The 25,549-nt window shown below is 65.9% G+C and carries 23 protein-coding genes; 9 read left to right on the top strand and 14 right to left on the bottom strand.

Annotated elements, in window-relative coordinates; translation table 11 throughout:
• Window positions 1-73 precede the first annotated feature (73 nt).
• From FCF25_RS14670 to FCF25_RS14660, 3 genes are all read right to left on the bottom strand, one after another.
• On the bottom strand, window positions 74-3,724 hold the full coding sequence (locus tag FCF25_RS14670) for a PAS domain S-box protein (protein WP_137049212.1): 3,651 nt from the start codon (window positions 3,722-3,724) through the stop codon (window positions 74-76).
• A 98-nt stretch (window positions 3,725-3,822) separates the two neighbouring features.
• On the bottom strand, window positions 3,823-4,278 hold the full coding sequence (locus FCF25_RS14665) for an acyl-CoA thioesterase (RefSeq protein WP_117591121.1): 456 nt from the start codon (window positions 4,276-4,278) through the stop codon (window positions 3,823-3,825).
• Between the two features lie 58 nt (window positions 4,279-4,336).
• Window positions 4,337-4,900, bottom strand: coding sequence for a sugar O-acetyltransferase (locus tag FCF25_RS14660; RefSeq protein ID WP_117591122.1), 564 nt, complete (start codon window positions 4,898-4,900; stop codon window positions 4,337-4,339).
• Between the two features lie 164 nt (window positions 4,901-5,064).
• Between FCF25_RS14660 and FCF25_RS14655 the strand changes: the two genes are divergently transcribed.
• From FCF25_RS14655 to FCF25_RS14640, 4 genes are all read left to right on the top strand, one after another.
• On the top strand, window positions 5,065-5,523 hold the full coding sequence (locus tag FCF25_RS14655; protein ID WP_117591123.1) for a hypothetical protein: 459 nt from the start codon (window positions 5,065-5,067) through the stop codon (window positions 5,521-5,523).
• A 284-nt stretch (window positions 5,524-5,807) separates the two neighbouring features.
• Window positions 5,808-6,044 carry a hypothetical protein gene (locus tag FCF25_RS15825; protein WP_198665621.1) on the top strand — a complete coding sequence of 79 codons (237 nt, stop codon included), beginning with the start codon at window positions 5,808-5,810 and terminating at the stop codon, window positions 6,042-6,044.
• A 161-nt stretch (window positions 6,045-6,205) separates the two neighbouring features.
• A complete protein-coding gene (gene ileS, locus FCF25_RS14645) occupies window positions 6,206-9,376 on the top strand; it encodes an isoleucine--tRNA ligase (RefSeq protein WP_137049211.1) in 3,171 nt (1,056 codons plus the stop codon).
• A gap of 76 nt (window positions 9,377-9,452) precedes the next feature.
• Entirely contained in the window at window positions 9,453-9,956 is a 504-nt protein-coding gene (locus tag FCF25_RS14640; protein ID WP_137049210.1) for an SHOCT domain-containing protein, read from the top strand.
• A 17-nt stretch (window positions 9,957-9,973) separates the two neighbouring features.
• On the opposite strand, the gene FCF25_RS14635 is transcribed toward FCF25_RS14640, so the two are convergent.
• The 4 genes from FCF25_RS14635 to glpA form a co-directional block, all read right to left on the bottom strand.
• Window positions 9,974-11,221: an FAD-dependent oxidoreductase gene (locus tag FCF25_RS14635; RefSeq protein WP_137049209.1), complete on the bottom strand. Its 1,248-nt coding sequence runs from the start codon at window positions 11,219-11,221 to the stop codon at window positions 9,974-9,976.
• 108 nt (window positions 11,222-11,329) lie between these two features.
• Window positions 11,330-12,637: an anaerobic glycerol-3-phosphate dehydrogenase subunit C gene (locus FCF25_RS14630; protein WP_137049208.1), complete on the bottom strand. Its 1,308-nt coding sequence runs from the start codon at window positions 12,635-12,637 to the stop codon at window positions 11,330-11,332.
• Window positions 12,638-12,641: 4 nt separating this feature from the next.
• Complete coding sequence (gene glpB / locus FCF25_RS14625) at window positions 12,642-13,916, bottom strand: glycerol-3-phosphate dehydrogenase subunit GlpB (RefSeq protein ID WP_137049207.1); 1,275 nt, start codon at window positions 13,914-13,916, stop codon at window positions 12,642-12,644.
• Window positions 13,916-15,664 carry an anaerobic glycerol-3-phosphate dehydrogenase subunit GlpA gene (gene glpA / locus FCF25_RS14620; RefSeq protein ID WP_137049206.1) on the bottom strand — a complete coding sequence of 583 codons (1,749 nt, stop codon included), beginning with the start codon at window positions 15,662-15,664 and terminating at the stop codon, window positions 13,916-13,918. Before glpA ends, glpB begins: the two co-directional genes overlap by 1 nt.
• Before the next feature lie 289 nt (window positions 15,665-15,953).
• Between glpA and glpK the strand changes: the two genes are divergently transcribed.
• Window positions 15,954-17,492, top strand: coding sequence for a glycerol kinase GlpK (gene glpK, locus FCF25_RS14615; protein WP_137049205.1), 1,539 nt, complete (start codon window positions 15,954-15,956; stop codon window positions 17,490-17,492).
• A gap of 57 nt (window positions 17,493-17,549) precedes the next feature.
• Complete coding sequence (locus FCF25_RS14610) at window positions 17,550-18,626, top strand: hypothetical protein (RefSeq protein ID WP_168191282.1); 1,077 nt, start codon at window positions 17,550-17,552, stop codon at window positions 18,624-18,626.
• A 73-nt stretch (window positions 18,627-18,699) separates the two neighbouring features.
• Here the strand turns inward: FCF25_RS14610 and FCF25_RS14605 are convergent, their stop codons facing one another.
• The 4 genes from FCF25_RS14605 to dhaK all read right to left on the bottom strand — a co-directional run bounded on the left by FCF25_RS14605 (window position 18,700) and on the right by dhaK (window position 21,996).
• On the bottom strand, window positions 18,700-19,377 hold the full coding sequence (locus FCF25_RS14605; RefSeq protein WP_137049204.1) for a helix-turn-helix domain-containing protein: 678 nt from the start codon (window positions 19,375-19,377) through the stop codon (window positions 18,700-18,702).
• A gap of 268 nt (window positions 19,378-19,645) precedes the next feature.
• Window positions 19,646-20,032, bottom strand: coding sequence for a dihydroxyacetone kinase phosphoryl donor subunit DhaM (gene dhaM / locus FCF25_RS14600; RefSeq protein ID WP_117591133.1), 387 nt, complete (start codon window positions 20,030-20,032; stop codon window positions 19,646-19,648).
• Window positions 20,033-20,776 carry a dihydroxyacetone kinase subunit DhaL gene (gene dhaL / locus FCF25_RS14595; RefSeq protein ID WP_117591134.1) on the bottom strand — a complete coding sequence of 248 codons (744 nt, stop codon included), beginning with the start codon at window positions 20,774-20,776 and terminating at the stop codon, window positions 20,033-20,035.
• Window positions 20,777-20,994: 218 nt separating this feature from the next.
• Window positions 20,995-21,996 carry a dihydroxyacetone kinase subunit DhaK gene (gene dhaK / locus FCF25_RS14590; RefSeq protein ID WP_137049203.1) on the bottom strand — a complete coding sequence of 334 codons (1,002 nt, stop codon included), beginning with the start codon at window positions 21,994-21,996 and terminating at the stop codon, window positions 20,995-20,997.
• A gap of 127 nt (window positions 21,997-22,123) precedes the next feature.
• On the opposite strand from dhaK, the gene FCF25_RS14585 reads away from it, so the two are divergent.
• On the top strand, window positions 22,124-22,789 hold the full coding sequence (locus FCF25_RS14585; protein ID WP_137049202.1) for a phosphoglycolate phosphatase: 666 nt from the start codon (window positions 22,124-22,126) through the stop codon (window positions 22,787-22,789).
• 16 nt (window positions 22,790-22,805) lie between these two features.
• On the opposite strand, the gene cutA is transcribed toward FCF25_RS14585, so the two are convergent.
• On the bottom strand, window positions 22,806-23,120 hold the full coding sequence (cutA, locus tag FCF25_RS14580; RefSeq protein WP_137049201.1) for a divalent-cation tolerance protein CutA: 315 nt from the start codon (window positions 23,118-23,120) through the stop codon (window positions 22,806-22,808).
• Window positions 23,121-23,141: 21 nt separating this feature from the next.
• On the bottom strand, window positions 23,142-23,333 hold the full coding sequence (locus FCF25_RS14575; protein ID WP_117591138.1) for an HEWD family protein: 192 nt from the start codon (window positions 23,331-23,333) through the stop codon (window positions 23,142-23,144).
• Window positions 23,334-23,488: 155 nt separating this feature from the next.
• Between FCF25_RS14575 and FCF25_RS14570 the strand changes: the two genes are divergently transcribed.
• Both FCF25_RS14570 and FCF25_RS14565 read left to right on the top strand, forming a co-directional pair.
• Window positions 23,489-23,809 carry an EthD family reductase gene (locus FCF25_RS14570; RefSeq protein ID WP_137049200.1) on the top strand — a complete coding sequence of 107 codons (321 nt, stop codon included), beginning with the start codon at window positions 23,489-23,491 and terminating at the stop codon, window positions 23,807-23,809.
• A gap of 149 nt (window positions 23,810-23,958) precedes the next feature.
• Complete coding sequence (locus FCF25_RS14565) at window positions 23,959-24,513, top strand: class I SAM-dependent methyltransferase (protein WP_137049199.1); 555 nt, start codon at window positions 23,959-23,961, stop codon at window positions 24,511-24,513.
• Between the two features lie 50 nt (window positions 24,514-24,563).
• On the opposite strand, the gene FCF25_RS14560 is transcribed toward FCF25_RS14565, so the two are convergent.
• Window positions 24,564-25,547, bottom strand: a complete 984-nt coding sequence (locus FCF25_RS14560) for a DUF368 domain-containing protein (protein ID WP_254425865.1) — start codon at window positions 25,545-25,547, stop codon at window positions 24,564-24,566.
• Between the last annotated feature and the right edge of the window lie 2 nt (window positions 25,548-25,549).

Genomic DNA, 25,549 nt, shown 5'->3' with positions numbered 1-25,549 from the left:
GCTCGTTCTCGCTTTTCTCGGTCGCATCGACTCGAATCCCGCCTCGACGGCATTGGAGCGGCGACTGATGCGCTCAGACACCTCTGTTCTCGGCGAACAGGGCGTCGAATACCTTGTTTTCCGCCTTCCGAAGGTGTTGGGAGAACGTCGGTGCCGAGACGCCCAGCGACTCGGCGACCTCCGCACCGGTGCTCTCGCGGGGCCACTCGAAGAACCCGGCGTAGTACGCCGACTCCAGGACGGCACGCTGTCGCTCGGTTAGGTCCTCGTAGAACGCGCTCACGGCTTGGTTCGAGGCGTCGTCGGTGCGCGTGACCTGACGCTGCGAGCGCATCACCGCGGCCGGGTACGCCTCCTGGACGGTCTCGACGAACTCGCGGACGTCCGCGGTAACCGGAAGTTGGATGCGCATGTGGTAGTCGTCGTCCTCGATTTTGGCGTGCTTGACGTAGCCGCTCAGCGACGCGATAGCCGAGAGCACCGGCGGCTCGGAGAGTCGGATCTCGAACTTGGCCCGGCCGAACCCCTCGCTGAGCACGCGAAGGGCGATCCAGTGCGGTACTCGCTCGACGATCTCCCGCACGACTTCGAGGTCGTCCGCGCTCGCCGTGCCGTAGACGAGGTACTCGCCGCCGCCGATGGGAACCGACTGGCCCAACGTAATCTCGTCGGTCGCGGTGGCCTGCAGGTCGAGTTCGTCGAAGACGTTCTCTATCTGGAGGTCGATCTCGGTGAGCTGGTCGCTCGTGAGCGCGTGCTTGCGCTCTATGGCGGTGATGGCGTGTCCGACGACCTCGCCGAGCTGTTCCAGCACTTCGCTTTCCTCCTCGGTGAACGCGAGCGCTCGCTCCGCGTACACGTTCAGAACGCCGTAGAGGTTCCCTTCGTACACGATAGGAATCGCGGCCGAGGAACGGTAGCCGTACATCGTCGCCCGCTCGCGCCAGTGCGCGTAGTGGGGATCCGAGAAGATATCCTGTGTGACCTGTATCTCCTGCGTCTGCACTGCCCGGCTCGTCGGTCCTCGACTTCGTGGGTCGTCGGGGTCGACGGAGAGAGTTACATCGTCGAGGTAGCCATCGACGCCCGCTTCCTCGCGAAGGGAGACCGTCTCCGTCTCGGCGTCCACCTCACCGACCCACGCGAAGAGGTACGAATCCGTGGAGGTGAGCGCCTCACAGACTGTGCGTTCGATCTCCTCGCGCGTGGATTGACTGATGACCGCTTCGGTGACCTCACGGGCGACTCGATTGAGGTGGTTCAGCGCGACGAGCCGTTCGCGCTGCTGTTCGAGTTCGCGCTCGCGCTCGCGCAGTTCCGTTATCTCCTGTGTCACGAGCATGCCGGCGTACGGCTCGTCACGTTCACCGACGATGGGCACGGCCCACATCTGAAACACCCGGCCGTTCCACTCGAACTCCGAGCGAGTCGTCTCTCCGTCGAGCGCGTCCCGACAGTATCGACGAAGGTCGTCACCCAGTTCGACGTCCGATGAGAGGTCGGCGACGTCGGCCCCCAACAGCCGCTCACTCGAGATGTCGTACTCCTCGAAGACGGCTCCCTCGAGCAGCGTGTACCGCAGTTCCTCGTCGAAGAGTGCGACGCCCCCGTTGGGGAACTGTTCTGCGAGCGTCCGGTAGCGCCGCTCGCTCTCCTCCATCGCCCGCTCGTGCTCGGCGCGTTCGATGGCCGTCGCGAGGACGTTCGCGACGCTCTGTAGAAAGTTCACGTCGTTCTGTGAGAACTCCCGTCGCTCGGTGGCGTGCGCGCCGAGGATACCCCACGGGTCGTCGGGCGGGCCGACGACGACGCTCATACCGCTCGTCACGTCGTGGTCGAGCAGCAGGCCCCGCCCCGAAAACCGCGTCTCGGCGGCGAGGTCCTCGACGACGACCGGTTCGTTCGAGCACAGCGTGTACCCCGCCTGAGAGTTTTCCTTCGCGTCGACGGTTGCGGTGCCGACGATTCCCTCGTGCCACCCGACACCCTCGCAGAGGATCAGCTCATCGCCTTCGGGGTGAAGCTCTAGAAGCTCGCAGTACTCCATCTCGAGCGTGTCGGCGACGGCGGCGACGACCGTCTCCACGAGCGTGTCGAGGTCCCGTTCGGCGAGCGCCCGCTGGCCGAGGTCGGTGACGACCTGTTGTTGGCGGACCCGCGATTCGAGTTCGCGCTCGCGTTCGATTCGCTCGGTGATGTCCCGGACGACCCCGCACCGGCCGTCTCTCTCCGCCATCGAGAGCGGGGCGACCCGACTCTCCACGGGCACTTTCTCGCCGTCTCTCGTCGAGAGGTCGAGTTCGATGATTATCTCCTCGCGGCTCCCCTCGCTCACCTCCTCGGCCATCCGCCCGACCTGCGGTGTGACCGCGTCGTCGTGGACTATCGTGGCGTGTGCACCGAGCAGTTTCTCGCGGTCGTAACCGGTCGTCTCGCAGAAGGCGTCGTTCACGAGAACGAAACGTGCGTCCGAGTCGACGGCGTAGATGCCGTCGTCGACCGTCTCGACGATGGTCTCGTACCGTTCGAGTTCGAACTCGCGCGCTTTGCGTTCGGTGACGTTCTGGAAGTACACGGACAGCCCCGTCTCGGAGGGGTACGCTCGCACCTCGAACCACGTATCGAGCGGCGGGTAGTACTCGTCGAACGAGACGGATTGCTGCGTCTCCATCGCTCGGCGGTACTCGGTCTCGAACGCCGTCCCCACCGTTTCGGGGAGCTCCTCCCAGACGTTCGCGCCGACGAGTTCGTCGGCCGAGCGCTCCAAAACCGCCTCCGCCGTCTCGTTGACGTACGTGAACTGCCAGTCGGTGTCCAGACCGATGAACGCGTCCGTGACCCGCGTGAACAGTTCGTCGAGCTCCGACCGGAGTTCGTCGCGCTCGCGCCGCAGCCACTCGGTCTGTCGCTTCAGTTGCGTGATGTCGTCGCCGACGACCACGACTTGCTCGACCTCTCCGTCGTCGAGGAGCGGCATCGCGTTGATGGAGTACCAGCGCCGCTCGCCGCCGGGGAGCTCCATCTGCGCCTGCCAATCGTACACCGGTTCGCCTCGTTCCAGCGCCCACGCGTACGGGCGCTCCTCGCGGGGAACCGGTTCGCCCTCCTCGTCGTACACCGGGATGCTGCCCGCCGTGTACTCTAACACCTCCGAGCCGTTCGTGTAGGCGTCGAGCACCTGCGCTGCGGCGTCGTTCGCGCGGACCAGGTCGCGGCTCTCCGCGTCGAAGACGCCGACGATGACGGGACACGTCTCGAGGACGTTCTCCAGCAGGTCGCGCTCTCGCTCGAGCTGTCCTTCGCGTTCGCGGCGCTCGGTGATGTCGCGGGCGATTCCCACCGTCCCCGTCACTTCGCCGTCGTCGGTGAGCAGCCCGAACCTGATTTCGACCGGAATCTCGCGGCCGTCGCGCATCCGAATCGGTATCTCGCGGGTTCGAACGCTCTCGGTCGGTTCGCGGAGGAGTTCGAGAATATCCGAGGCGAACCGAGCGACGTCGTCGTCGTCTAACAGTACGGAGACGTGCTCACCGACGAGTTCCGCGCGAGAGTACCCTGTGACGTCGAGGAGGACGTCGTTCACGTCGACGAAGCGACCCGAGAGGTCCAGCTGATAGATTCCGTCGCCGACCGTCTCGATGACCGACTCGTATCGCCGGAGCTTTCGGCACCTCTCTACGCGTGTTTGTGACTCGTCTCTCCCGCTCCCACCCTCTCCAGACATATTAGTCGCTCACAGTCGACTACGAGGCATAAATTATCTGGACAGAACCCCGGTCTGTAGCGAGGACTGACAACTCGGCGACCGCTCGACGGTCGGCTCTATCGCCCGTTCGCCAACTCCGCCTCCGCTTCCAACGCCTGCTCGCGGAGTCGTTCACCCTCCTCGCTCTCGACGGTCAGTTCCGGTACCGGCGACGGCTTGTGATTCTCGTCGATGGCGACGTAGACGAAAAGCGACTCGGTGGTCAGTTCCGTCTCGCCGGTCTGTGGGTTCTCGCGGAACGCCTTGATGCGAACGCGGATGCTCGTCTCGCCGGCTTTGTAGACGTACGCCTGTATCAGCGCCGTGTCGCCGCGCGGGATGGGTTGGACGAAGTTCACCTGCTCCATCCGGGCGGTCACGCAGGTCTGTCCGGCGAAGCGCATCGCCGCCAGCGCGCCGTCGGTGTCCATCCACTTCAGGACGTTGCCCCCGTGGGCCATGTCGTAGTTGTTCGTGTCGTTCGGCTGGATGAGGTGCCGGTTCTCGATGTACGTCTCCATCAAGTCGGTCATGGGTCACGTTTCGACGGGAGACTGCAAGAACGTGGCGTCGAATCGTTCGTGACAGTCGTTACTGGTCGTCCAGTTCCTTCAGCACCCGCGCCGGATTCCCCCCGACGACGACGTCCGAGGGGACGTCTCCCGTCACCACCGCCCCGGAGGCGACGACGGCGCGGTCGCCCACCGAGACGCCGGGGTTGAGCACCGCTTGCCCGCCGACCCACACGTCGTCACCGACGGTGACGGGGTCGCCGAACTCGACGCCCTCGCGCCGCGTCTCGGCGTCGAGCGGGTGCGTCGCCGTGTACACGTGAACGCCCGGTCCGAGCAGGCAGTGCGACCCGAACCGTATCTCGCAGACGTCCAGCATCACGCAGCCGAAGTTGGCGAAGAACTCGTCGCCGACGTGAATCTGCGAGCCGTAGTCGCAGCGGAACGGCGGTTCGACGAAGGCGTTCTCGCCGACGGTGCCGAACAGTTCGGCCAGTAGCGCCGCGCGGGTCTCCGTCTCGGTCTCCTCGGTGTCGTTGTACCAGCGGGTGAGCGACCGGGCTCGGCTCCGTTCTTCGACGAGTCGGGGGTCGAACGGGTCGTAGGGGTCGCCGCGAAGCATCTTCTCCCTCTCGGTGGTCACGTCTGCGTGCCGACTCGGCGTGCGAGCGAAAGTAGGTTCGGGTTGCGCTCACGGAACTGCACGAGGCGGAGAGCGGATGCTCGACGTGCTGCTGTCGACGGAGCGCCGGTCGACGAGCGACCGGCGTCGCGGTACTTTTCTCTCTCGCCCGCGACGCTCGAACCATGGCACTCGACGTTTCCACCCCCGACCCGCCGGAACTGTCCGCAGTCGACCCGAGCGAGTACGACGACGCCGAGGTCATCGCGGACGACGACTACCGCCGCGACGAACTCGGCGAGTTCCTCGACTCGGGCGCGTGGGCGGAGTCGTTCGAGCGGTGGACCGAAACGGCCGAAGTCAGCGAGTCGGAGTGGCGCATCGTCGAGGAGCTCGGACTCGTCGAGCGGTTCGACTTCTTCTGGGACGACTTCGCCGACCGGGTCGGCTACCACGCGCCGGGTATCCCCGAGGACTGGAAGGAGCGAGCGGTGCACCCGGACCTCGACAGCTGGTCGCAGGTGTCCTCGATAAACGCTGGACTCACGGAACTGGGGCAGGTCGTCTGCGACGTGCTCAAAGACGACTACGTCGACTGGGAAGCCGAGTTCGAAGCGCCCGACGACTTACCCGACTTCGACTGACGACGCGACTCGGCGAGCGCCCCGGCGCGCCCGCCGGATTCATCACCTCGCCGCGTGACCCACACGACAGGTGACTCGTCATCTACTCTAAACACCATCTCGTCGTCTCGCTGGCGCTCGGCGCGCTGTTCGTCCTCGCCGTCGACTCCTCGCTTCCGCTCTGGTTCGTCCTCGCGTACTCCGCGGTCGTCGGCGTCGGCATCGACTTCGACCACTTTCTCGTCGCCCGCGTCAACACCGGAAGCTGGCGCGCCGCCCGCGAGTGCCTCCTGAATCCGACGCGGGTGTTCGCCGGACAGGACGAGATATTCGAAGACGGGGAGGTCGGGACGCTCCGGCGACTGCTCAGCCACGTCGTCGTCGTCGGCGTCGCGGTTCCCGCGCTCGTCCTCGTGAGTCCGGCGCTCGCGCTGTTGACGGCCGTCGTCCTCTACGGTCACCTCTTGGCCGACCTGGTCTGGGACGTGTACCTGGAGATAGAGAACGGGAGTCCGGAAGTGCCGAACGTCGTTCGGCGGTGAGCGACTGCGCGACGGCCGCGCGGCGACTGCGGATGATTGGATGACTGCGCGACGACCGTGCGACGACTGCGGACGACTGTGTGACGCCCGCGCGCTGACCCGTCTCACAACCGTACGCGCGGGACCACCGTTTTGATATACGCCGGGCGACAGCATCCTGTATGGAAGACGTCGCAGACCAGTACGCCCCGGAGGACGTGGAGTCCTCGACGCGGGCGCACTGGGACGACACGGACGCCTACGAGGCGACGAAGGAGGCGCACGCCGACGACCCCGCTTTCTTCTTCGTCGACGGCCCGCCGTACACCTCGGGTCAGATGCACCTCGGAACGGCGTGGAACAAGACCCTGAAAGACGCCATCATCCGACGCAAGCGGATGGAGGGCCACCGCGTCACCGACCGACCGGGCTACGACATGCACGGCCTGCCCATCGAGGTGAAAGTCGAGCAGGAGCTCGGCTTCGAGTCCAAGCGCGACATCGAGGAGTACGGGATGGAGGCGTTCATCGAGGAGTGCAAGCAGTTCGCCGAGCGCAACAGGGAGAACATGGACGAGGACTTCCAGTCCATCGGCGTCTGGATGGACTGGGAGAACCCCTACAAGACGCTCTCGCCGGAGTACATGGAGGCCGGTTGGTGGGCGTTCAAGCAGGTCCACGAGAACGGCCTGCTCAGTCAGGGTAAGCGCTCGGTCAACCAGTGCCCGCGCTGCGAGACGGCCATCGCCGACAACGAGGTCGAGTACCACGAGATCGAGTCGCCCAGCATCTACGTCAAGTTCCCGCTGAAAGGGAGAGAGGGGAACCTCGTCATCTGGACGACGACGCCGTGGACCATCCCGGCGAACACGTTCGTCGCCGTCGACGGCGAGATGACCTACCTGGGCGTTCGCGCCGAGAGAGCGGGAGAAAGCGAGGTGCTCTACCTCGCCGAACCCGTCGTCGAGGAGGCCCTGAAGGAGGGTCGCTACGAGGACTACGAGGTCGTCGACGAAGTCACCGGAGAGGAGATGGTCGGCTGGGAGTACGACCACCCGCTCGCCGACGAGGTGCCCGACCACGCCGACTTCGAGGGCGCGGGGGAGGTCTACACCGCCGACTACGTCGAAGCCGACCGGACGGGTCTCGTCCACTCCGCGCCCGGCCACGGGCAGGAGGACTTCGAGCGCGGTCAGGAACTCGGCCTCGACGTGTTCTCGCCGGTCCGCGGTAACGGCGACTTCACCGAGGAAGCGGGCAAGTACGAGGGGACGTTCGTCCGCGACGCCAACGACGAGATCATCGAGGACCTCGACTCGAAGGGCCTCCTGTTCGCCTCGGGCACCCACCGCCACCGCTACGGCCAGTGTTGGCGCTGCGACACGGACATCATCTTCCTCGCCACCGACCAGTGGTTCATCACTATCACCGACGTCAAAGACGAACTCCTCGACAACATCGAGGATTCGGAGTGGCATCCGCAGTGGGCGCGCGACAGTCGCTTCCGCAACTTCGTCGAGGACGCCCCCGACTGGAACATCTCGCGGCAGCGCTACTGGGGGATTCCCCTTCCTATCTGGGTGCCGCAGGGTAACGCGACGCCGGACCCCGAGGAGTTGATCGTCGTCGGCACGCGCGAGGAACTCGCAGAGCGCGTCGACCAGGACGTGAATCCCGAGGAGATCGACCTGCACCGACCCTCGGTGGACCTGCTGACCATCACCGAGGACGGGACGACGTACGAGCGCGTCCCCGACGTGTTCGACGTCTGGATAGACTCCTCGGTGGCTTCGTGGGGGACGCTCGACTTCCCCGGCAACGAAGAAGACTACGAGGAACTGTGGCCCGCCGACTTCATCGTCGAGGCGCACGACCAGACCCGCGGCTGGTTCTGGTCGCAGCTCGGCATGGGGACGGCCGCGGTCGGCGAAGTGCCGTACAAGGAGGTGCTGATGCACGGGTTCGCCAACGACAAAGATGGGAGAAAGATGTCGAAGTCCGTCGGCAACATCGTCACGCCCGAGGAGGCCATCGAGCGCGCGGGCCGCGACCCGCTGCGCGCGTACCTGCTGAGCCACGACCAGCAGGGCGTCGACCTCTCGTTCGAGTGGGAGGGTCTCGGCGACGTGCAGTCGACGCTCAACATCCTCTGGAACGTGTTCCGCTTCCCGCTGCCGTACATGCGACTCGACGGTTACGACCCCGCCGAAGCGAGTCTCGAAGACGGTGAACTCACCGTCGTCGACGAGTGGGTGCTCTCGCGCCTGCAGTCGGTGAAATCGAACGTCGACGAGGCGTGGGACGAGTTCCGTATCGACGACGCGCTCAACGAGGTGCTCGACTTCGTCGTCGGCGACGTCTCGCGGTTCTACGTCAAGGCCATCCGCGAGCGGATGTGGGAGGAGGAGGACTCCGATTCGAAGCGCGGCGCGTACGCCACGCTCTCGACGGTGTTGCTCGAAACCGTGCGCCTCATCGCGCCGTTCACACCGTACCTCGCCGAGGAGATGTACCAGCATCTCGACGGCACCGAAACCACGGTGCACATGCTCTCGGTCCCCGAGGTCGACGACGACCTCCACCGGCCGAAACTGGAGGCCGACATGGACGTGCTCCGACGCGTCGAGGAGGCGGCGGCGAACGCCCGCCAACAGGGCGGCCGCAAACTCCGTTGGCCCGTCCAGCGCGTCGTCGTCGAGACAGGCGCCGACGAGGTGGCCGACTCGGTTCGCTCGCTCGAATCGCTGCTGCTCGAACGCGTCAACGGTCGGTCGCTCGAAGTCGTCGACGGCTTCGACGAACTGGTCGAGCGCGCCGACCCGCAGATGAGCGTCATCGGCCCCGCCTTCGGCGGTGACGCCCAGAAAATCATGGGCGCGGTACGGGGCGCGTCTCGGGACGAACTCACGCGGGACGGAACGCTCGTCGCGGAGGTCGACGGCGAGACGTACGAACTCGACGAGGAGATGGTCGAGTTCCACGCCGAACCGCCCGAGTACCTCTCGGCCGCCGAGTTCGAGAGCGGGACGGTGTACGTCGACACGCGCCTGACCGACGATATCGAGTCCGAGGGCTACGCCCGCGACGTGGTCCGCCGGATACAGGAGATGCGCAAACAACTCGACCTCGACGTCGAAGAGAACATCCGGGCGTACGTCGACGTCGCCGACGACCGGGTCGCCGGGTTCGTCGACGAGAACCGAGAGTTCATCGCCGAGGAGACCCGCACGAGCGAGTTCGTCGGCGAGGACGAGGAGTTCGACCTGCGCGAGGAGTGGGACGTCGAGGGCGTCGACGTGACCATCGGCATCGCCCGCGTCGCCGAGCAGTCCGCGTCCGCGCAGGACGACTGAGCGGCGCGCACCCTCCGTACAGTCAGTCGAGAGACCGCTCCAGAACTGTTTTACAGCTTACCTGTTATCACGCTGTATGGTTGGCGACCCGCCCGAACAGTCGACCCTCCGTCAGTCGCACCGCCTCGTCGAACACTACACGCCCGACGGGATGCTCGGCCGGCTCCTCCTCGCATCGGTGACGGGCGCGCTCTCCGGCGGCGCGTTCCTGCTCGCGATCTTCGGACTGGCTTCCTTCGGCTTCGTCTGGTTCATCACGGGAGTGCTCGCGGCGGTCGTCGGCGTCGTCGCCGCGTTGCTGACGATTCTGACGCTCTGGCCGGTGTACCTCTCGCTCATCGGCAACGTCGACTCGCCGGAGAAGTACGGTCGGACGGGCTCACCGTCGACGCCGGCCGCTAAGCGCGCCGCCGACACTGACCCGTCGGAGATTCTAAAGCGCAAGTACGCGGCCGGAGAACTCTCCGACGAGGAGTTCGAGCGCCGGTTGGACACGTTGCTGGACGCCGACGAAGTCGCTCGCCGCGGAAGCGACGGCGAAAACGCGGCCTCGAAGCGCACGCTTCGAGAGCGGAACTGAACCGAATCGGTCGCGGCTCAGTCCGCCGTCAGCACGTCCTCGTCCGACGGCGAGCGCGCGTCGTACTCCGCGACGAACTCGTCTAACCGCCGTTCGTCGTCGATTCCGGGTAACTCTTCCTCGGCGGTGCGACACGGTTCGTCGACGCCGATCGCCTCGCAGACGTGGTCGGCGGTCGCCTCCGCCATCATCCGGTACGTCGTCAGTTTGCCGCCGACGATGCTGGCGAAGTTCTCGACGCCCTCTCGCTCGTGGTCGAGTAGGAAGAAGCCGCGCGAGATGCCGCGGGCGTCGCCCTCGCCGCCGTCCATCGTCTCGCGCTCGGCCTCGTCGGGCGCGTACAGCGGGCGGACGCCCCACCACGTGCGGAGAATCTCGCTCTTCGCCGCTTCGGGGAGCATCTTCGAGCACTCCTCGACCATCTTCCGTATCTCCCAGTGTTCCTCGTCGAACTCGTCGGGGTCGTCGACTTCGATGCTCGTCGTCCCCAACACCGCCTGCGTCTCGTGGGGGACGACGATGTCGCCGTCGGCGGGCGGGCGGCAGCGGTTGAGCACCGGGCCGAGACCCGGATAGTCGACGGAGACCATCACGCCCTTGGTCGGTCGCATCGCCACCTCGACGCCCGCGAGTTCCGCGCACTCACCGGCCCACGTGCCGGCGGCGTTGACGACGTAGTCGGCGTCGACCGTCTCGTCTACGTCACCGCCGAGCGTCGCGCCGGTCGCCCGTCCGTCTTCGACGCGGACGTCCGTGACCGGCGCGTGCGTCAGCACCTCCGCGCCGTTCTCGGCCGCGCTCGCCGCGTTGGCGGCGACGAGACGCGAGGGGTAGACGACGCCGTCGGGGACTTTCATCACTCGCTCCGCGTCGGGTGTGAGCCCCGGCACCTCCGCTCGGGTTTCCTCGTCGCCGAGCACCTCCGCCTCGATGCCGATATCCTCGCAGGCGGCCAGTTTCTCCTCGAAGAACTCGGGGTCGTCTTCGGGTAGTTGGACGAAGAATCCACCCGTGTCGCGGATGCAGTGCCCTGCGATATCCCGAAGGATTCGGTTCTCGCGGATACACTCCTCCGCGCCGAGTTCGTCGTCCGGTGCGTACCGCGCGCCGCTGTGCAGCAGGCCGTGCGACCGTCCGGAGGTCCCGCTGGCGAGGCCGCCGCGTTCGGCGACGACGACGTCGACGCCGCGCATCGCCAGGTCGCGCGCGATTCCGACACCCGTTGCTCCACCGCCGATGACGAGGACTTCAGTCTGGATAGTCATAGTCGTCGGGCGAGTTTGCTCGCCCACAGTCTCCGCTCGCGGGTTAGGACCCGACGCGCAAAAGCCCTGCGTGAGTCGCCGTCGAGGGCGAAAAATCGTGTACTTCGGCTACGCCATCGCCTCTTCGAGGACCTGGAGGGGGTGTCGAATCTCGTAGCCGGTGCCGTGTTCCATCTGCATCGAACACGTCGGACACTCGGTCATGCCCACCTCGCCGGCGGCGTGGTGCATGTGCTCGAACATCTCTTCGCCGATCTTCATCGACTTCTCGTACTTCTCTTCTTTCCAGCCGTACGTGCCGGAGATGCCCGAGCACGACGGCCCGACGTCCTCGATTTCGACGCCGTCCAACTCGCGGAACAACTCGACGGCTTGGCGGTCGAGTCCCTGATTGCGGGCGTGACACGGTGCGTGGTACGCATACGATTGCTCCGGGACCGACGAGTCGGCGAGCGCACCCTCTAAATCCTCGTGGATGCGGAGGTACTCCATCGCCTCGTAGGTGTGCGCCGACACGTCCTCGATGCCGTCCAAGTCGAACAGTTCGGGGTACTCCTGTTTCAGAGACATCGAACAGGACGTACACGAGGCGACGATATCGTAACCGTCGGCGATCAATCCAGAGAAGTTCTCGACGTTGATGCCGGCGGCGCGTTTCGCGTCGTCGAGCATCCCGTTGGCGAACATCGGCGTGCCCGAACAGCGCTGGACGGGGACGACGACCTCGTATCCGAACTTCTCGAAGACGCGGACCAGCGCCTTGCCGACCTCGGGCGTGTTGTAGTTCGAGTAACAGCCGTGGAAGTACGCCACGCGCTTTTGTTCGTCTCTGACCTGCGGCCCACCGCGTTCGTTCCACCACTCTCTGAACGTTTGGGCGGCGAACTCGGGGAACTCCCGCTCCGACGTGACGCCCAACACCTTCTCGTTGAACAGTTTGGTGACGCCGAGGCCCATCACGAAGTTGGTCAGTCGCGGAACCTTGCTGCCGAGTTCGGCCATCGTCCGGTAGTTGGCGAGAATGCGGTTACGAACGTACTCTCGGGAGAGTTTCTCCATCCGTTCGTCGACGAACTCGCCTCGCGCGGTGTTGTGCATCTGGCTCAGCGGGACGGACGACGGACAGACGTCGTCGCAGCGCATGCAGTTCGAGCAGTCCATCACCGACGCGTCGATGTCCTCGTCGCTCTTGCGTTTGAGGCGCCATTGCTCGGGTCCCTGGAACTTCGGACCGGGGAACTCGTCGTCGACTTCGGCGACCGGACACGCCGAGTCGCATGTCGTACACTTGTAACAGTTGTCCGCGCCCGGTCTGAGGTCCATCTCGTCGGCTTCAGGAAACACCTGTACGGGTTCGAAGTCGTCCTGTGCTACGTTCGGGTTGCTCTCGTCTGCTGGGTGTTCTGCGTCGCTCATTGGGTTAGATACTCGCTCCTGCTTCTCGGCCGGCGACGACGCCGGTCGCGAGGGAGATGCCGCTACTCGATTTCTCGGCCGCGCCGTCGGCACCGCCGACGACCGCGCCCGCCGCCCGCAGATTCGCGAACTGCGGCGCGTCGTTTCGGTCCAAAACGCGCATTTCGTCGTCGACGACGACGCCGAAGCGTGCGAACGGATGGTCGCCGAAGGCGTCGGTGTCGAACCAGTCGTAGCGGTCGGACGGGTGCGGCACGTACGACTCGAAGATCGGTTCTCGGACGCGCGAGCGGTTCGAGTCGATGCCTTTGCCGACCAATCCGCCGGTCGCCAACACGAACTCGTCGGCGTGGTACGGAACCTTCCTGCGTTTCTGGTCGACGTGGACGGCTTGTAACTCGTCGCCGTCGGCTTCGTAGTCGACGACGGGGTTGCCCGTACTCATCCTCACGCCCGCGTCGTCGAGCGCCGCAAACAGCGCGTTTTCGAGTCTGAGTCCGGGGAAACTCGGCGGTCCCATCGGAATCTCGAACACGTCCACACCGAGATGTGATTCGAGGTCCGCGCGCACCTCGTCGGCGTGCTCGTCACCTAACAGCGAGGGGAAGCCGACGCGTTCGACACCTTTGAGCCGCGGTTTGACGGTCTCGGCGAGCGCCTCGCGCGCCCCGACCGACCGGCCCGCGAAGCGAATCTCCTCGTCTCTGTCGAGCGCGTTGGCGAACCGAGTCACTTTGGCGTCAGCGCGGAACTCCTCCGGGAACGAGAGCTCCGCGCCGCGGACCTCGAAGGGAACGCCGGCGGCTTCGAGATGTTCGGAGACGAGTCGGGCGTCGAAGTCGGTGAGCGAACGAAAGCCGACGACGAGCATCGACCGCGCATCGCTGGCGAGGCCCGCCGCCGACGCTTCGGGATACCGGGCGGTCGGTTTGACCGTGCCGCCGTAGGTGGGCACGAGCGCGTTCGCGTCCGTGTGTGAGCCGCGATAACTGTCGGCGGTCACCTCGTCGAACAGGTCGAGTCCGTCGCGGATGGCTTGCTCGCCGGCGAGCGAGTACGGGTGGTCGTCGGGAAGCGACGAGAGCGCGTCGTACGGATTCGAGACGGGGCCGTCGCCGTTCGGATAACCCAACACGTCGATTAGTCCGCTCGCGAAGCGGAGCGTGCTCTTCTTGTAGGAGACGAGGCGGACGCTCGCGCCCGCCTCGGCGGCCGAGAGTGCGGCTATCGAGCCCGCGAGGCCGCCGCCGACGACGACCACGTCGTCTCGGATGGGCATCAGCGCTCACCCCGTCGCGTTCCACCATCCGCGGCTGTCGCGTCCGAGCGTCCGGTTTCACCGTCACTCGCGTCGACGCCGACCCCGCCGTCGAAAGCGGCGAAGTCGACGGCTCCGTCCATCGCTGCGGGGTCGCCGTCGCGGTTCATCGTCGTCGCGTGCAGCGCGTAGTTCAACATCGCCTGCGAGAGCTGCTCACCCCATAGCGCGTGGACTTCGCCTTTCCAGCGCTCCTGAAACAGTTCGTCGAGCGCCTCGCGAGCGGTTGGCTCGTCGTACTGTGGGTAGAGTTCGTTCGCCATGCGGTGACAGCAGAAACCGCCCTGGCAGTTGCCCATCGAGGCTCTCGTGCGGATTCGGACGGCGTTGAGGTCCGAACCGGACTGCTCGATAGCGTCCCGAATCTCGGCGCGGGTGACGGCCTCGCACTCGCAGACGACGGGGTTCGGCTCGCCGGTTTTCAGCACTTCGTCGGCGCGTGAACCGAGTCGCTGGACGCTGCGGCGGCCGATAGGCGACCGGAGGCCGAACTCGTCCATGTAATCGCGCAGTACGGAGAAGTCCTCGCTACCCGGAAGCGGTTCGTCCGCGGTGCGACACGCCGCGTTGATGCCGAACTGCTCGCAGACGTGGTCGGAGATCTTCTCGGCCATCATCCGATAGGTGGTGAACTTGCCGCCGACGATGCTGGTCATGCCCGGGAGGTCGTCGCGTTCCTCGTGGTCGAGCAGGAAGAAGTCGCGCGTGATGTCGGTGGGGTCGGTCGTGCCGGTCCCCGGTGGTTCGTACAGGGGACGCACGCCCCAGAACGAACGAATCGTCCGGGCGTCTTTGAGGATGGGGACGAGTTCAGAGAGCGTGTCGATCATGAGGTCGACTTCCCACTGTTCTTCGGGATAGTCGTCGGGGTCTTCGACCTCCTCGTCGGTCGTGCCTAAGATGCAGGTGGTCTCGTGGGGGACGACGATGTCGGCGTCGCCTTTGGGTCGACAGCGGTTGACGACAGTGTCGACCTGCCGGGTGTTCATAATGGTCATGACGCCTTTCGAGGGACGCACCGCGACTTCGACGCCGGCCATCTCGCCGATTTGGCCGGCCCACGCGCCCGTGGCGTTGACGACGTAGTCGGCGCGAATTTTCTCGGTCGAGCCGGGAGTTCGGTGGACGCGCTTGCCGGGGCCGGAGGCGTGTTCGACTTCGATGCCGACGACCTCGCCGTCTTCGAGGAGCACGTCGACGACTTCGGCGTGGGGTTCGATGCGCGCGCCGTACTCCTGGGCGCTGGCGGCATTGGCGACGCAGAGTCGGAAGGGGTCGATAGCGCCGTCGGGGACTTTTATCGCTCTCTTGATGTCTTTGGCGAGGTACGGTTCGATCTCTCGGGCTTCCTCGGCGGTGAGCACTTCGGCGGGGATACCGCACTCGCGGCAGCCTTCGAGCTTCTCGTCGAAGTAGTCGTCCGGGTCGTCGGGTTTCTGGACGAACAGCCCGCCCGTCATCTCGACGCAGTGGGCGGCGATGTCGCGGAGGACGCGGTTCTCCTCGATGCACTCTCTCGCGCTCGCTTGGTCGGAGACGGCGTAGCGACCGCCGCTGTGCAACAGTCCGTGCATGCGGCCGGTAGTGCCGTGGGTGAGGTTGCCTCGTTCGACGAGGGTGACGTCGAGGCCGCGCATCGCGAGGTCGCGCGCGATGCCGCAGCCGGTCGACCCGCCCCCGACGACGACCACGTGGGGTGTATCTGTCATCGGTTTACCGTGACGAGGGTTTTCTGGCGACTTCACTCTACCTTCGACGAAGCGGACGGTTTCGTCCGCAGACCAGTTCGAGTTCCGGATTGTATTTCTCGGAGAGAATCGTTTCGAACCAAACGAGTGTGTGTCGAACGATCAGATTAACCACCGTTCGACCCCGTATCGCGGTCGAAAAGTGAGCAACGTTTATCATCTTCATGCACGGTTTTTCATTGTGGTGTGGGGCGCTAGCACGTCAGCGTAGTACGCGGGACTAGCTCCGACACACGAAGGAGAAACACCAATGGCAACAGAAACATACGTTGGCGCTATCGACCAGGGGACGACGGGAACCCGGTTTATGGTCTTCGACCATAGCGGACGCGTCGTCACGAGTGCGTACGAGAAACACGAACAGATCTATCCCGAACCGGGTTGGGTCGAACACGACCCGGCCGAGATCTGGGAGAAAACGCAGTCGGTGATCACGTCTGCGCTCCAGAAGGCCGACCTGACGGCCGACCAGCTGGAGGCGATCGGCATCACGAACCAGCGCGAGACGACGCTGCTGTGGGACGCCGACTCCGGAACGCCGGTCCACAACGCCATCGTCTGGCAGGACCGACGAACGACCGACCGCGTCGAGGAACTGGAGGCCGAGGACAAAGTCGAGTGGATTCGCGGGAAGACGGGGTTGGAAGCCGACGCGTACTTCTCGGCGACGAAAGCCGAGTGGCTGCTCGACAACGCCGACCCGATGAAGATGCAGCGGGCGCGACCCGCCGACGTCCGCGAGCGCGCCGAAGACGGCGAAATCCTGTTCGGCACCATCGACACGTGGCTCATCTACAAACTGACGGGCAACCACATCACGGACGTCACGAACGCCTCGCGGACGATGCTGTTCGACATCCACGAGATGGAGTGGGACGAGGAACTCTGCGAGGAGTTCGACGTGCCGATGGCGATGCTCCCCGAGGTCCGACCGTCCTCCGACGACAACTACTACGGGACGACGGACTCGGAGGGCTTCCTCGGCAGCGAGGTGCCCGTCGCAGCCGCGTTCGGCGACCAGCAGGCGGCGCTGTTCGGCCAGACCTGCTTCGACGAGGGTGACGCGAAGAACACCTACGGAACGGGGTCGTTCATGCTGATGAACACCGGCGAGGAGGCCGTCGAGAGCGAACACGGCCTGCTGACGACCGTCGGCTTCCAGCGCTCTGGCGAACCGGTGCAGTACGCCCTCGAAGGGGCTATCTTCGTCACCGGTGCAGCCATCGAGTGGCTCGAAGACATGGAGATCATCTCGAACGCCTCCGAGAGCGAGACGCTCGCTCGGAGCGTCGACTCGACGGACGGGGTGTACTTCGTGCCGGCGTTCACGGGACTGGGCGCGCCGCACTGGGACGGCCGCGCTCGCGGGACCATCGTCGGGATGACCCGCGGGACGCGCCGCGAGCACGTCGTTCGCGCGACGCTCGAATCCATCGCGTTCCAGACGAAGGACGTCGCCGACGCGATGGAGGCGGACTCGGGCATCGAGATGACGACGCTTCGCGTCGACGGCGGCGCGGTGAAGAACAACTTCCTGTGTCAACTGCAGGCGAACATCGTCGACTCGACGATCGTCCGCCCGCAGGTCGACGAGACGACCGCGCTCGGGTCGGCGTACGCCGCCGGGCTCGCGGTCGGCTACTGGGAGACGCTCGACGAACTGCGCGACAACTGGCAGGTCGACCGCGAGTTCGAAGCCGAGGACGGCAAGAACGTCGAGAGACGCCACGAACGCTGGCAAGAGGCGGTCAAGCGCTCGCTCGACTGGGCGCGCGACGGGAGTGACTGACCGATGTTGAAACTCGGACCCCTCACCGCGGTCGGTCTCTCCGGTTTCGTCCCGGTGATGCAGACCGGTTTCGGCGTCTTCGTCGACCCGGTGATGATTCTGGCGGCGCTCGCGGGCGGCGCGTTCGGCGCGGCGCTCGGCGCGCTCCCGGCGTTCATCTTCACCGGCTTCATGGTCATCGCCGGACAGGTCGCGGAGTACGTCAACCCCGAGGCGGCCGGCATCACCGGCGCCATCGCCTTCGGACCGCCGTTCTCGCCGGCCATTAGCTTCGCCGGCGGCGCGGCCGCGGCGGCGTACGCCGCCAAACAGGGCTACATGGACACCGGTTTCGACTACCACGAGGCGAAGAACATCGCCTTCGCACAGGGGACGAAACCCGACGTGCTCCTCGTTGGCGCGGTGTTCGGCGTCGTCGGCTACTGGATCACCCAGGTGTCGAACGTCTTCCTCCTGCCGTGGGACTCCATCGCGATGGGCGTCGTCATCTCGGCGCTCATCCACCGACTCGCCTTCGGTTACCCGCTCATCGGCGACGTACGCGGGGGCAGCCTGCTCGACATGTCGCCGTTCGAGCGAGAGGAGATGCGCGCGAGCGGCGGCGGAGAAGCCGCAGTCGACGGCGGAACCGACCGACCGCAGACGGACGGGGGCACCGTGACCAAGTCCCGCTTCGCGGTCGAACCGTGGCTGCCCCACCAGTACAAGTGGGTCAACGTGGCCACGCTCAGCATCTTCGGCGGTCTGCTCGGCGGGTTCATCGCGCTCGAAACCGGCCTCGTCTTCCTCGGGTTCGGCATCAGCGCGGCGACGCTCGTCTTCCTGAACTGCGGCGTCGAACAGATTCCGGTCACCCACCACATCACGCTCATCGGGAGCGCGGGTGCGGTCGCCGCGGTCGGCGGTGACCCCGCGGGGGCGACGGTAGTCGGACTGCTCGCGGGCGCGTTCTTCGGCCTCATCTCGGGGCTGTTCGGCGAAGCGTTCCAGCGCGTCTTCTACGCGCACGGCGACACTCACTGGGACCCGCCGGCGGCGGCCATCGTCTTCGGCTCGCTCGTCATCGCGGTGCTCGCCATCCTCGGCATCCTGCCGGACTCGTCGTACGTGCCGACGCTCGGAATCGAAATCTAACTGTACTTTTCTTCTCCTTTCGAACCGGTCGCTCGGGACGCGTTGCCGAACCGGAGAGACGGCGACGGCCGAGTCACCCGAGCGGTTCGACTTCGTCTTCGGTGAGTTCCGTGAGGTGGAGCGTACTCTCGGCTAAGGAGTTGTGCGCCCGGCGGAGCCGTTCCGAGAGCGCCTGTTGGGTGATGCCGATCTCGTCGGCGAGTTCGGTGAGCGTCACGTCTCGCGGAACCTTGAAGTAGCCGCGCCGGTGAGCGATGACGAACGCCTCCTTCTGCTCGTCGGTGAGTGCGAACTCGCTGTCGCCGAACGTCTCGTCGAGTTCGGTGATCCGTTCGACGGTGATCTGCAAATCGTTCGATTCCCAGCGGTCGTGTGCCGTGGCGAGTTGTTCGTGTCGGGGGAACAGTACGCGGAACTGCCAGCGTCCGTTCTCCGCCGAGGCACCGAGCAGTGTCGCACATCCGAGCAACGTCTCGAGGGTGTCTCGGACCGACGGCGTCCACGTGAGCTGATAGAGCCACTTTCCGTTCGACTCCGCCAGAAGCGTCGCGGTCTCGACCGACGAGTCGCGGTCGAGAGCCGACTCGAGGTCCACCGACCCGTCGTGGTTGAACCACAGGAGCGACGCTGGCGTCTTCTGTCCGTCCGCTGCGGTCCGGAGAACGTCAGTGCTGACCTCCGAGTGTCGCTCGAAGAGCGTTCCCAGAGCGAACTGTTCGGCCGGCGTACGTAGTTCTGCAATCGTTGTCATATCCGTGAATTGTCTAAGTCGTGTCGGGTGTCTCACAGTGCCCGGAGTCCTCGATTCCCTTCGATTAGTTGTCCACGAGTAGCGAGATAAGCAGTTTTGTGACTATCGAAGACATACACCGACACTGACTGGGTTCGCCGGGACCAGCGTCGAAGCGACGCCGTCGCTTCGGCCGGTTCTCCGTTATTCGACCCGTCGTCGGAGCCGCCCCTTCGCGCGTTGTCTCGTCCCCGCGAGACCGTACGGCATCAGACGAGATTACACGACATCAGTTTAGTTTCCGATAATCTCGGGCTTCCTCGGCGGCTTCGACGACCGAATCGAGAGTCGCCTTCGACCCGCTCGCCTCGACGGCGGCGTTGAGCGTTCCTTCTAGTATCGGTGCATCGGCGATACGGACGTTCGAGTCGCTCATCTCCATGGCGACCTCGGCGTTCATCACGGCGCTTCCGAGGTCCACGAGGACCACCACGCCGTCGCCGTCTGCGGCGTCGGCGATGGCGGCCTCGATTCGGTCGACACTCGTCCCGATGTCGCCGTCGGGACCGCCACCGGCGGGTTCGATACGCGCGTCGCCGCCGCCCATCTGCGCGGCGATCTCACAGATTCCTTCGGCGGCTTTCCCGCTGTGAGAGACGACGACCAGGCCGACCATCTACTCGTCCCCCTCGTCGAGCGGTTCGTTCGCGGCCTCCTCGGGCGACTCGTTCGGTACGTCCGGCGACCGGGCGTCTCGAACCACCTCGCCGTCGAGGTACTCCGCTGCGGTTTCGAGTAGTTCCTCCAGTACGAACAGCGTACTCGTCGCGCCGGGGTCCTGATGTCCGACCGACCGCCAGTCGAGGTACGACGCGCGACCTTTTCGCGCTCGAAGCGGGACGGTGTAGCGGACGCCGCGCTCGCAGGCGTCGACTGCCTTCGAGAGCGCCGTCAGCGGTGGCAGGTCGTCCTGTTCGATGGACTTCTTGTACGTGTGGACCGCCGGAACGAGCGCGTCGACCATCGTCTTCGCACCGATTTCGGCTTTGCCCCGGTCCTGCACCTTCTGGAGATACGTCTCGGCGAACGCCACGCTCGTCTCGGCGGTGATGCCGCCTTCGAGCTCCTTGCTGGCGAGCATCGTCGACCCGCCGTACAGCGGCCCCGCCGCGCCGCCGACGTTCGAGATGATGGTCTTGCCCACCAACTTGACGAGCTCGTCGGGGCCCATCTCGTCGACCTCGTCGTCGTCGACGGCCTCGACGACGGCCTGAAACCCCCTGTTCATGTTCGCCCCGTGGTCGGCGTCGCCGATGGCCGAGTCGAGGTCGGTCAGATACGACTTCTCCTCCGCGATACGCGCGGCGACGTTCTCGACGGCCGCCAGAATCGCCTCCCGCTGAATCTCCGCGTCTGTCATATCCGATAGAGGGGCCCCGCGGCGCAAAGTGTTTGCGTCGGTGGCACCGCTCGGCGGACGCGACTGAGCAGTGGATAGCGTACAGACGACACGACCGATAGCCTCTTCCGCTCCGTGCGACGCGGTGTCGTACTCCCGCGGGGCGTCGCACGGCGGTTCGTCAGGTCACGGACTCTCTGGCCGCCTTATCGTTCAAAAAAGGTCGGACGGCTGTGCGCTCAGTCCGTGCGTTTGAGCGCCGGCGTGTCGACGGGCGCGCCGAGCAGTTCCTTCAGTTCGTCGTCGAGACGGAGCACGGTGACCGAACAGCCCATCATGTCGAGCGAGGTCATGTAGTCGCCGACCCACGCGTCCCAGGTCTCGACGCCGCGGTCGTCGAGAATCTGCTGGACGCGGCGGTTGACGATGTACAGCTCCGACAGCGGCGTGCCGCCCATCCCGTTGACGATGGTGGCGACCTCGTCGCCGCCGTCGATTTCGAGGTCGTCGAGCACCTGTTCGGTGAGGCGGTCGGCCACCTCGTCGGCGCTCATCACGTCGGTGCGCTCGACGCCCGGTTCGCCGTGGATGCCGATGCCGAGCTCGATCTCGTCCTCGCCGAGGTCGAACGTCGGTTCGCCCTTCTCGGGCGTGATACAGGAGGTGAGCGCCATCCCCATCGTGCCGACGTTGTCGACGACTCTCTCGGCGACCGTCCGAACTTCCTCCAGGTCGCCCCCGGCGGCGGCTTTCGCGCCGGCAATCTTGTGCACGAAGATGGTGCCGCAGACGCCGCGGCGACCGCTCGTGTACAGCGAGTCCTCGACGGCGACGTCGTCGTCGACGACGACTTCCGCGACGTCGACGTCCTCCATCTCGGCCATCTCGCCGGCCGTCTCGAAGTTCATCACGTCGCCCTCGTAGTTCTTGACGACGCAGAGTACGCCCTCGCCGGCGTCGCAGGCGCGGACCATATCCTCCAGTTGGTCGGCCGTCGGCGACGTAAACACCTCGCCCGCCGCCGCGCCGTCGAGCATCCCGTCACCGATGTAGCCGGCGTGCGTCGGTTCGTGGCCGCTTCCGCCGCCGGAGACGACGCCGACCTTCCCGTCGACCGGTGCGTCCGCGCGGACGAGCACTTTCGTCCCGTCGAGGCGTCGGAGGCGGTCGGGGTGAGCGGCGACCATTCCGTCGAGCATCTCGTCTACGTAATCTGCCGGGTCGTTGATGAGTTTCTTCATGGTTCGTGGTAACGTTGGGCGAAACCGGGCAAAAGCTTTCCTCGCCCGCGGAGCCGTTCCCGTCTCGGTGCGACCGCCGGGCGTGCCGATGGAACGGGATTTACGCCTTCGGAGACGAACTCCCCGCATGTCTCGCCCCCTCGCGCTCGACATCGACGGGACGCTCACGCGCGGCGACGGCTCCGTCGACCCGCGAATATTCGACGTACTCCGAAACTGGGACGCACCGGTCGTCCTCGCCACCGGCAAATCGTTTCCCTATCCGGTCGCGCTCTGTCACTTCGTCGGCATTCCTGAGACGGTGGTCGCCGAGAACGGCGGCGTCGTCTACGCCGCCGACGAGGTGACGTTCACCGGCGACCGCGAGAGCGCGAGCGCCGTCGCCGACGAGTTCGTCGCCCGCGGCGGCGACCTCGGGTGGGGGAGAGCCGACACGGCGAACCGCTGGCGCGAGACCGAGATCGCGGTCAACGTCGACGCCGACGAGGAACTGCTGAGGACCGTCGCCGACGAGTACGGAATGGAGGTCGTCGACACCGGCTACGCCTATCACGTGAAGTCGCCGGGCGTCTCGAAAGGCAGGGGACTGAAGGCGGTCTGCGAGACGCTCTCTCTGGACCCGACGACGTTCGTCGCCGTCGGCGACAGCGAGAACGACGTCTCGACGTTCGAGCTGGTCGAGGAGTCGTACGCCGTCGCCAACGCCGACGAGCGAGCGCGCGCCGCCGCGGAGACGGTCCTCGAAGAGAGTTACAGCGACGGGACGCTGTCGGTGCTGGAGTCGCTTCGGTGACGGACCGCTCGCTCGGCTACTCTCCGTCGGACTCGACCGCGCCCGCGCGCCACGCCGCGAACGAGTCGAGCACGTCGTCCTCGTCGAACCGCTCGATGCAGGGCGTCTCGTGCGGGTGGAGTTCGAGCACCCGGTCGCGGAGTTCGTCGTAGGCGTCGTCGGTCGTCTTCGCCAGCAGTACGACTTCGTCCTCGTCGACGACCTCGCCCTCCCAGCGGTACGTCGAGGCGCAGGGGAGCTGGTTCACGCAGGCGGCCAGTCGCTCGTCGACGAGCGTCCGTGCGAGCGTCGACGCGTCGCTCTCGGGGGCGGTGATGTAGGCTGTGGGCATGAGTGGAGTGGAGACCGTCGGCTATCCCTCGATAGGGAGGAAGTTTCCGTTGATGTCCCACTCGTGGATGCAGTGGACGCTGCCGGTCTGCGGTTCGTCGGCGTCGTCGACGACGACGCGCCACGACTCGTTGTCGTCGTTCCACGCCTCGCGGCGGCCGCAGCGCTCACAGGTTCTGTCTGTCGGTCGGCGGAGTCGGACACCGCTGCTCATACGTCTCAGAAACGTGCCGAGCGAGTTAAGCGTATTCCCGGAGCGTACAAGCGAACCCGACTCGCCGAGGCCGACGGGTCCTCGCGCCGGTAAAACGCTCCGGCACCGACGACTGTAACCGATAGAGGGAAGTCGTCCCTCACGGAGGGTCCTGTATGATTAAACTGGTAGAACTGCTGGTGCGCCGCGACGGGATGAGCCACGAGGAGTTCGTCGACTACTGGTTGAACGAGCACAGCCCCATCGCCGAGGAGATGCCGGGGCTGCAGAAGTACGTCACGTCGATACCGAAAGACCCCGAACGCACCGAGTACGACGGCGTGCTCGAACTGTACTTCGAGGACAGCGAGGCGATGTCGGCCGCCTTCGACTCCGAGGCGGGCGAGCGAACCCTCGCGGACGCCGAGCAGTTCTTGGAGACCGGTGCGGGGCCGCGGCTCGTCCTCGACGAGACGATACAGCTCGACGACCTGTAGCCGGACGACCGCCAACCGAACGGCTCCTCGCGGCGTCGGTCTCCGACGTTCGCGGGTCCGACTCTCGGGCGGAGCGGTTCGACGTTTCGCTCACGGGTCGAACTCGTCGCACCCGATACTTTCCTTACGCCGCCGCGCGAACGGGCACTATGGGTTTCCACACGTTCGATATCGACCGCGCCGACGCGCTGGAAGATGCGAGTCGCTACCGCCACCTCTCGGCGGAAGAGCTACTGTCGGCGCTCCGACCGAACCCCGAGATGACCGTCGCCGACCTCGGGAGCGGGACCGGGTTCTACACCGACGACGTGGCCCCGCACGTCGGTCACCTCTACGCCGTCGACGTGCAGGAGGCGATGCACGACCTCTACGGCGAGAAGGGGCTCCCCGAGTCGGTCGAAACCGTCGTCGCCGACGTGGCGTCGCTCCCGTTCGACGACGGCGCGCTCGACGCGGCGTTCTCGACGATGACCTACCACGAGTTCGCAGGCGCGGAGTCGCTCGCGGAGCTCGCTCGGGTGCTCCGACCCGGCGGTCGGGTCGTCACCGTCGACTGGAGTGCGACCGGCGCGGGCAGGGCGGGTCCGCCGAGGGACGAACGCTACAGCGTCGGCGACGCCGCCTCGGCGTTCGAAGACGCCGGTTTCTCCGTCGACCGCGCCGAGTCGCGGACGGAGACGTTCCTCTGCGTCGTGTCTCTCTGAAGCGCTCCCGGTCCCGCGTCAGGACTCGAGAGGGGCAAAAATCCGGATTTTCAGTCGAGATCAATGCCGGCGACCCGGTCGACGACGACGACCAGTCCACCGCCGACGAGCGCCGCGACGGCGAACGCGACGAGGACGTCCGTCGTCCACGACCCGCCGTGTTCGGCGAGGCTCGTCGACAGTTGCGAGATGGGCGCGCGGAGCGCGCCGAAGATGAGCGCGATGAGGAACGCGAACGTCGCCTCGCGGTGGTGTTCGAGCGCCCAGTCGACGGCGTGGGCGACGGTGAACAGGCCGATGAGTGCGCCCGAACAGAACGTGACGATGGTGACGAACGGACCGGCCAGCGCGTCGAGGGTGCCGCCTCCGAGGAGGCCGAACACGCCGTCCCGGAACGTCGAGAGCGTGTCGGTCATGTAGAAGTACTGCCCGAGGATGAGCAGCAGCAGCGACCCCGAGACGCCGGGGAGAATCATCGCGCTGATGGCGACGGCTCCGGCGACGAACGTCACGACGGGGCTGTGTCCGAGCGCCGACTGCGCCTCGCCGGAGACGACGAACGCGAGGGCGAAGCCGGCGACGGAGGCCGCGATTCGGCCGGGCGTGTCGACCGACACCTCCGTGACGAGCACGAGCGCCGACGCCGCGATGAGACCGAAGAAGAACCCGAACGTCGGGGCCGGAACGGTCTCGACGGCGACTTCGACGAGACCCGTGATAGTGACGATGGCCGTCATGATACCAAAGCCGAGCGTCACGAGAAACGCGGCGTCCATCTCCCGCAGCGAGGCGAACGCGTCGCTGCTGTCGCCGGTGACGCCGCGGAGCACGCGGAGTACGTTGTCGACGTCGATGGCCGTCACCGCGTCGATGAGGCGCTTGTAGATGCCGGTGATGAGCGCGATGGTGCCGCCGGAGACGCCGGGCACCGCGTCAGCGGCACCCATACAGACGCCTCTGAGGTAGATGCCGAGCCACCCGCGTAGGCCTCCCGACACCGTGTTCACGTCCGAAACCGTCTCTCCGTCGGCCATCG

It is taken from the genome of Haloprofundus sp. MHR1 (assembly GCF_005155585.1).
Lineage (GTDB): Archaea > Halobacteriota > Halobacteria > Halobacteriales > Haloferacaceae > Haloprofundus > Haloprofundus halophilus.
Note: the sequence above shows the minus strand (reverse complement) of the source record. Positions and strands in the feature narration are given on the sequence as shown.

Excerpts from the sequence above, each read along its gene's own strand:
- FCF25_RS14670 (WP_137049212.1), bottom strand. The coding sequence starts at position 3,724 with ATGTCTGGAGAGGGTGGGAGCGGGAGAGACGAGTCACAAACACGCGTA.
- FCF25_RS14665 (WP_117591121.1), bottom strand. The coding sequence starts at position 4,278 with ATGACCGACTTGATGGAGACGTACATCGAGAACCGGCACCTCATCCAG.
- FCF25_RS14655 (WP_117591123.1), top strand. The coding sequence starts at position 5,065 with ATGGCACTCGACGTTTCCACCCCCGACCCGCCGGAACTGTCCGCAGTC.
- ileS (WP_137049211.1), top strand. The coding sequence starts at position 6,206 with ATGGAAGACGTCGCAGACCAGTACGCCCCGGAGGACGTGGAGTCCTCG.
- FCF25_RS14640 (WP_137049210.1), top strand. The coding sequence starts at position 9,453 with ATGGTTGGCGACCCGCCCGAACAGTCGACCCTCCGTCAGTCGCACCGC.
- FCF25_RS14635 (WP_137049209.1), bottom strand. The coding sequence starts at position 11,221 with ATGACTATCCAGACTGAAGTCCTCGTCATCGGCGGTGGAGCAACGGGT.
- FCF25_RS14630 (WP_137049208.1), bottom strand. The coding sequence starts at position 12,637 with ATGAGCGACGCAGAACACCCAGCAGACGAGAGCAACCCGAACGTAGCA.
- glpB (WP_137049207.1), bottom strand. The coding sequence starts at position 13,916 with ATGCCCATCCGAGACGACGTGGTCGTCGTCGGCGGCGGCCTCGCGGGC.
- glpA (WP_137049206.1), bottom strand. The coding sequence starts at position 15,664 with ATGACAGATACACCCCACGTGGTCGTCGTCGGGGGCGGGTCGACCGGC.
- glpK (WP_137049205.1), top strand. The coding sequence starts at position 15,954 with ATGGCAACAGAAACATACGTTGGCGCTATCGACCAGGGGACGACGGGA.
- FCF25_RS14610 (WP_168191282.1), top strand. The coding sequence starts at position 17,550 with ATGCAGACCGGTTTCGGCGTCTTCGTCGACCCGGTGATGATTCTGGCG.
- FCF25_RS14605 (WP_137049204.1), bottom strand. The coding sequence starts at position 19,377 with ATGACAACGATTGCAGAACTACGTACGCCGGCCGAACAGTTCGCTCTG.
- dhaM (WP_117591133.1), bottom strand. The coding sequence starts at position 20,032 with ATGGTCGGCCTGGTCGTCGTCTCTCACAGCGGGAAAGCCGCCGAAGGA.
- dhaL (WP_117591134.1), bottom strand. The coding sequence starts at position 20,776 with ATGACAGACGCGGAGATTCAGCGGGAGGCGATTCTGGCGGCCGTCGAG.
- dhaK (WP_137049203.1), bottom strand. The coding sequence starts at position 21,996 with ATGAAGAAACTCATCAACGACCCGGCAGATTACGTAGACGAGATGCTC.
- FCF25_RS14585 (WP_137049202.1), top strand. The coding sequence starts at position 22,124 with ATGTCTCGCCCCCTCGCGCTCGACATCGACGGGACGCTCACGCGCGGC.
- cutA (WP_137049201.1), bottom strand. The coding sequence starts at position 23,120 with ATGCCCACAGCCTACATCACCGCCCCCGAGAGCGACGCGTCGACGCTC.
- FCF25_RS14575 (WP_117591138.1), bottom strand. The coding sequence starts at position 23,333 with ATGAGCAGCGGTGTCCGACTCCGCCGACCGACAGACAGAACCTGTGAG.
- FCF25_RS14570 (WP_137049200.1), top strand. The coding sequence starts at position 23,489 with ATGATTAAACTGGTAGAACTGCTGGTGCGCCGCGACGGGATGAGCCAC.
- FCF25_RS14565 (WP_137049199.1), top strand. The coding sequence starts at position 23,959 with ATGGGTTTCCACACGTTCGATATCGACCGCGCCGACGCGCTGGAAGAT.
- FCF25_RS14560 (WP_254425865.1), bottom strand. The coding sequence starts at position 25,547 with ATGGCCGACGGAGAGACGGTTTCGGACGTGAACACGGTGTCGGGAGGC.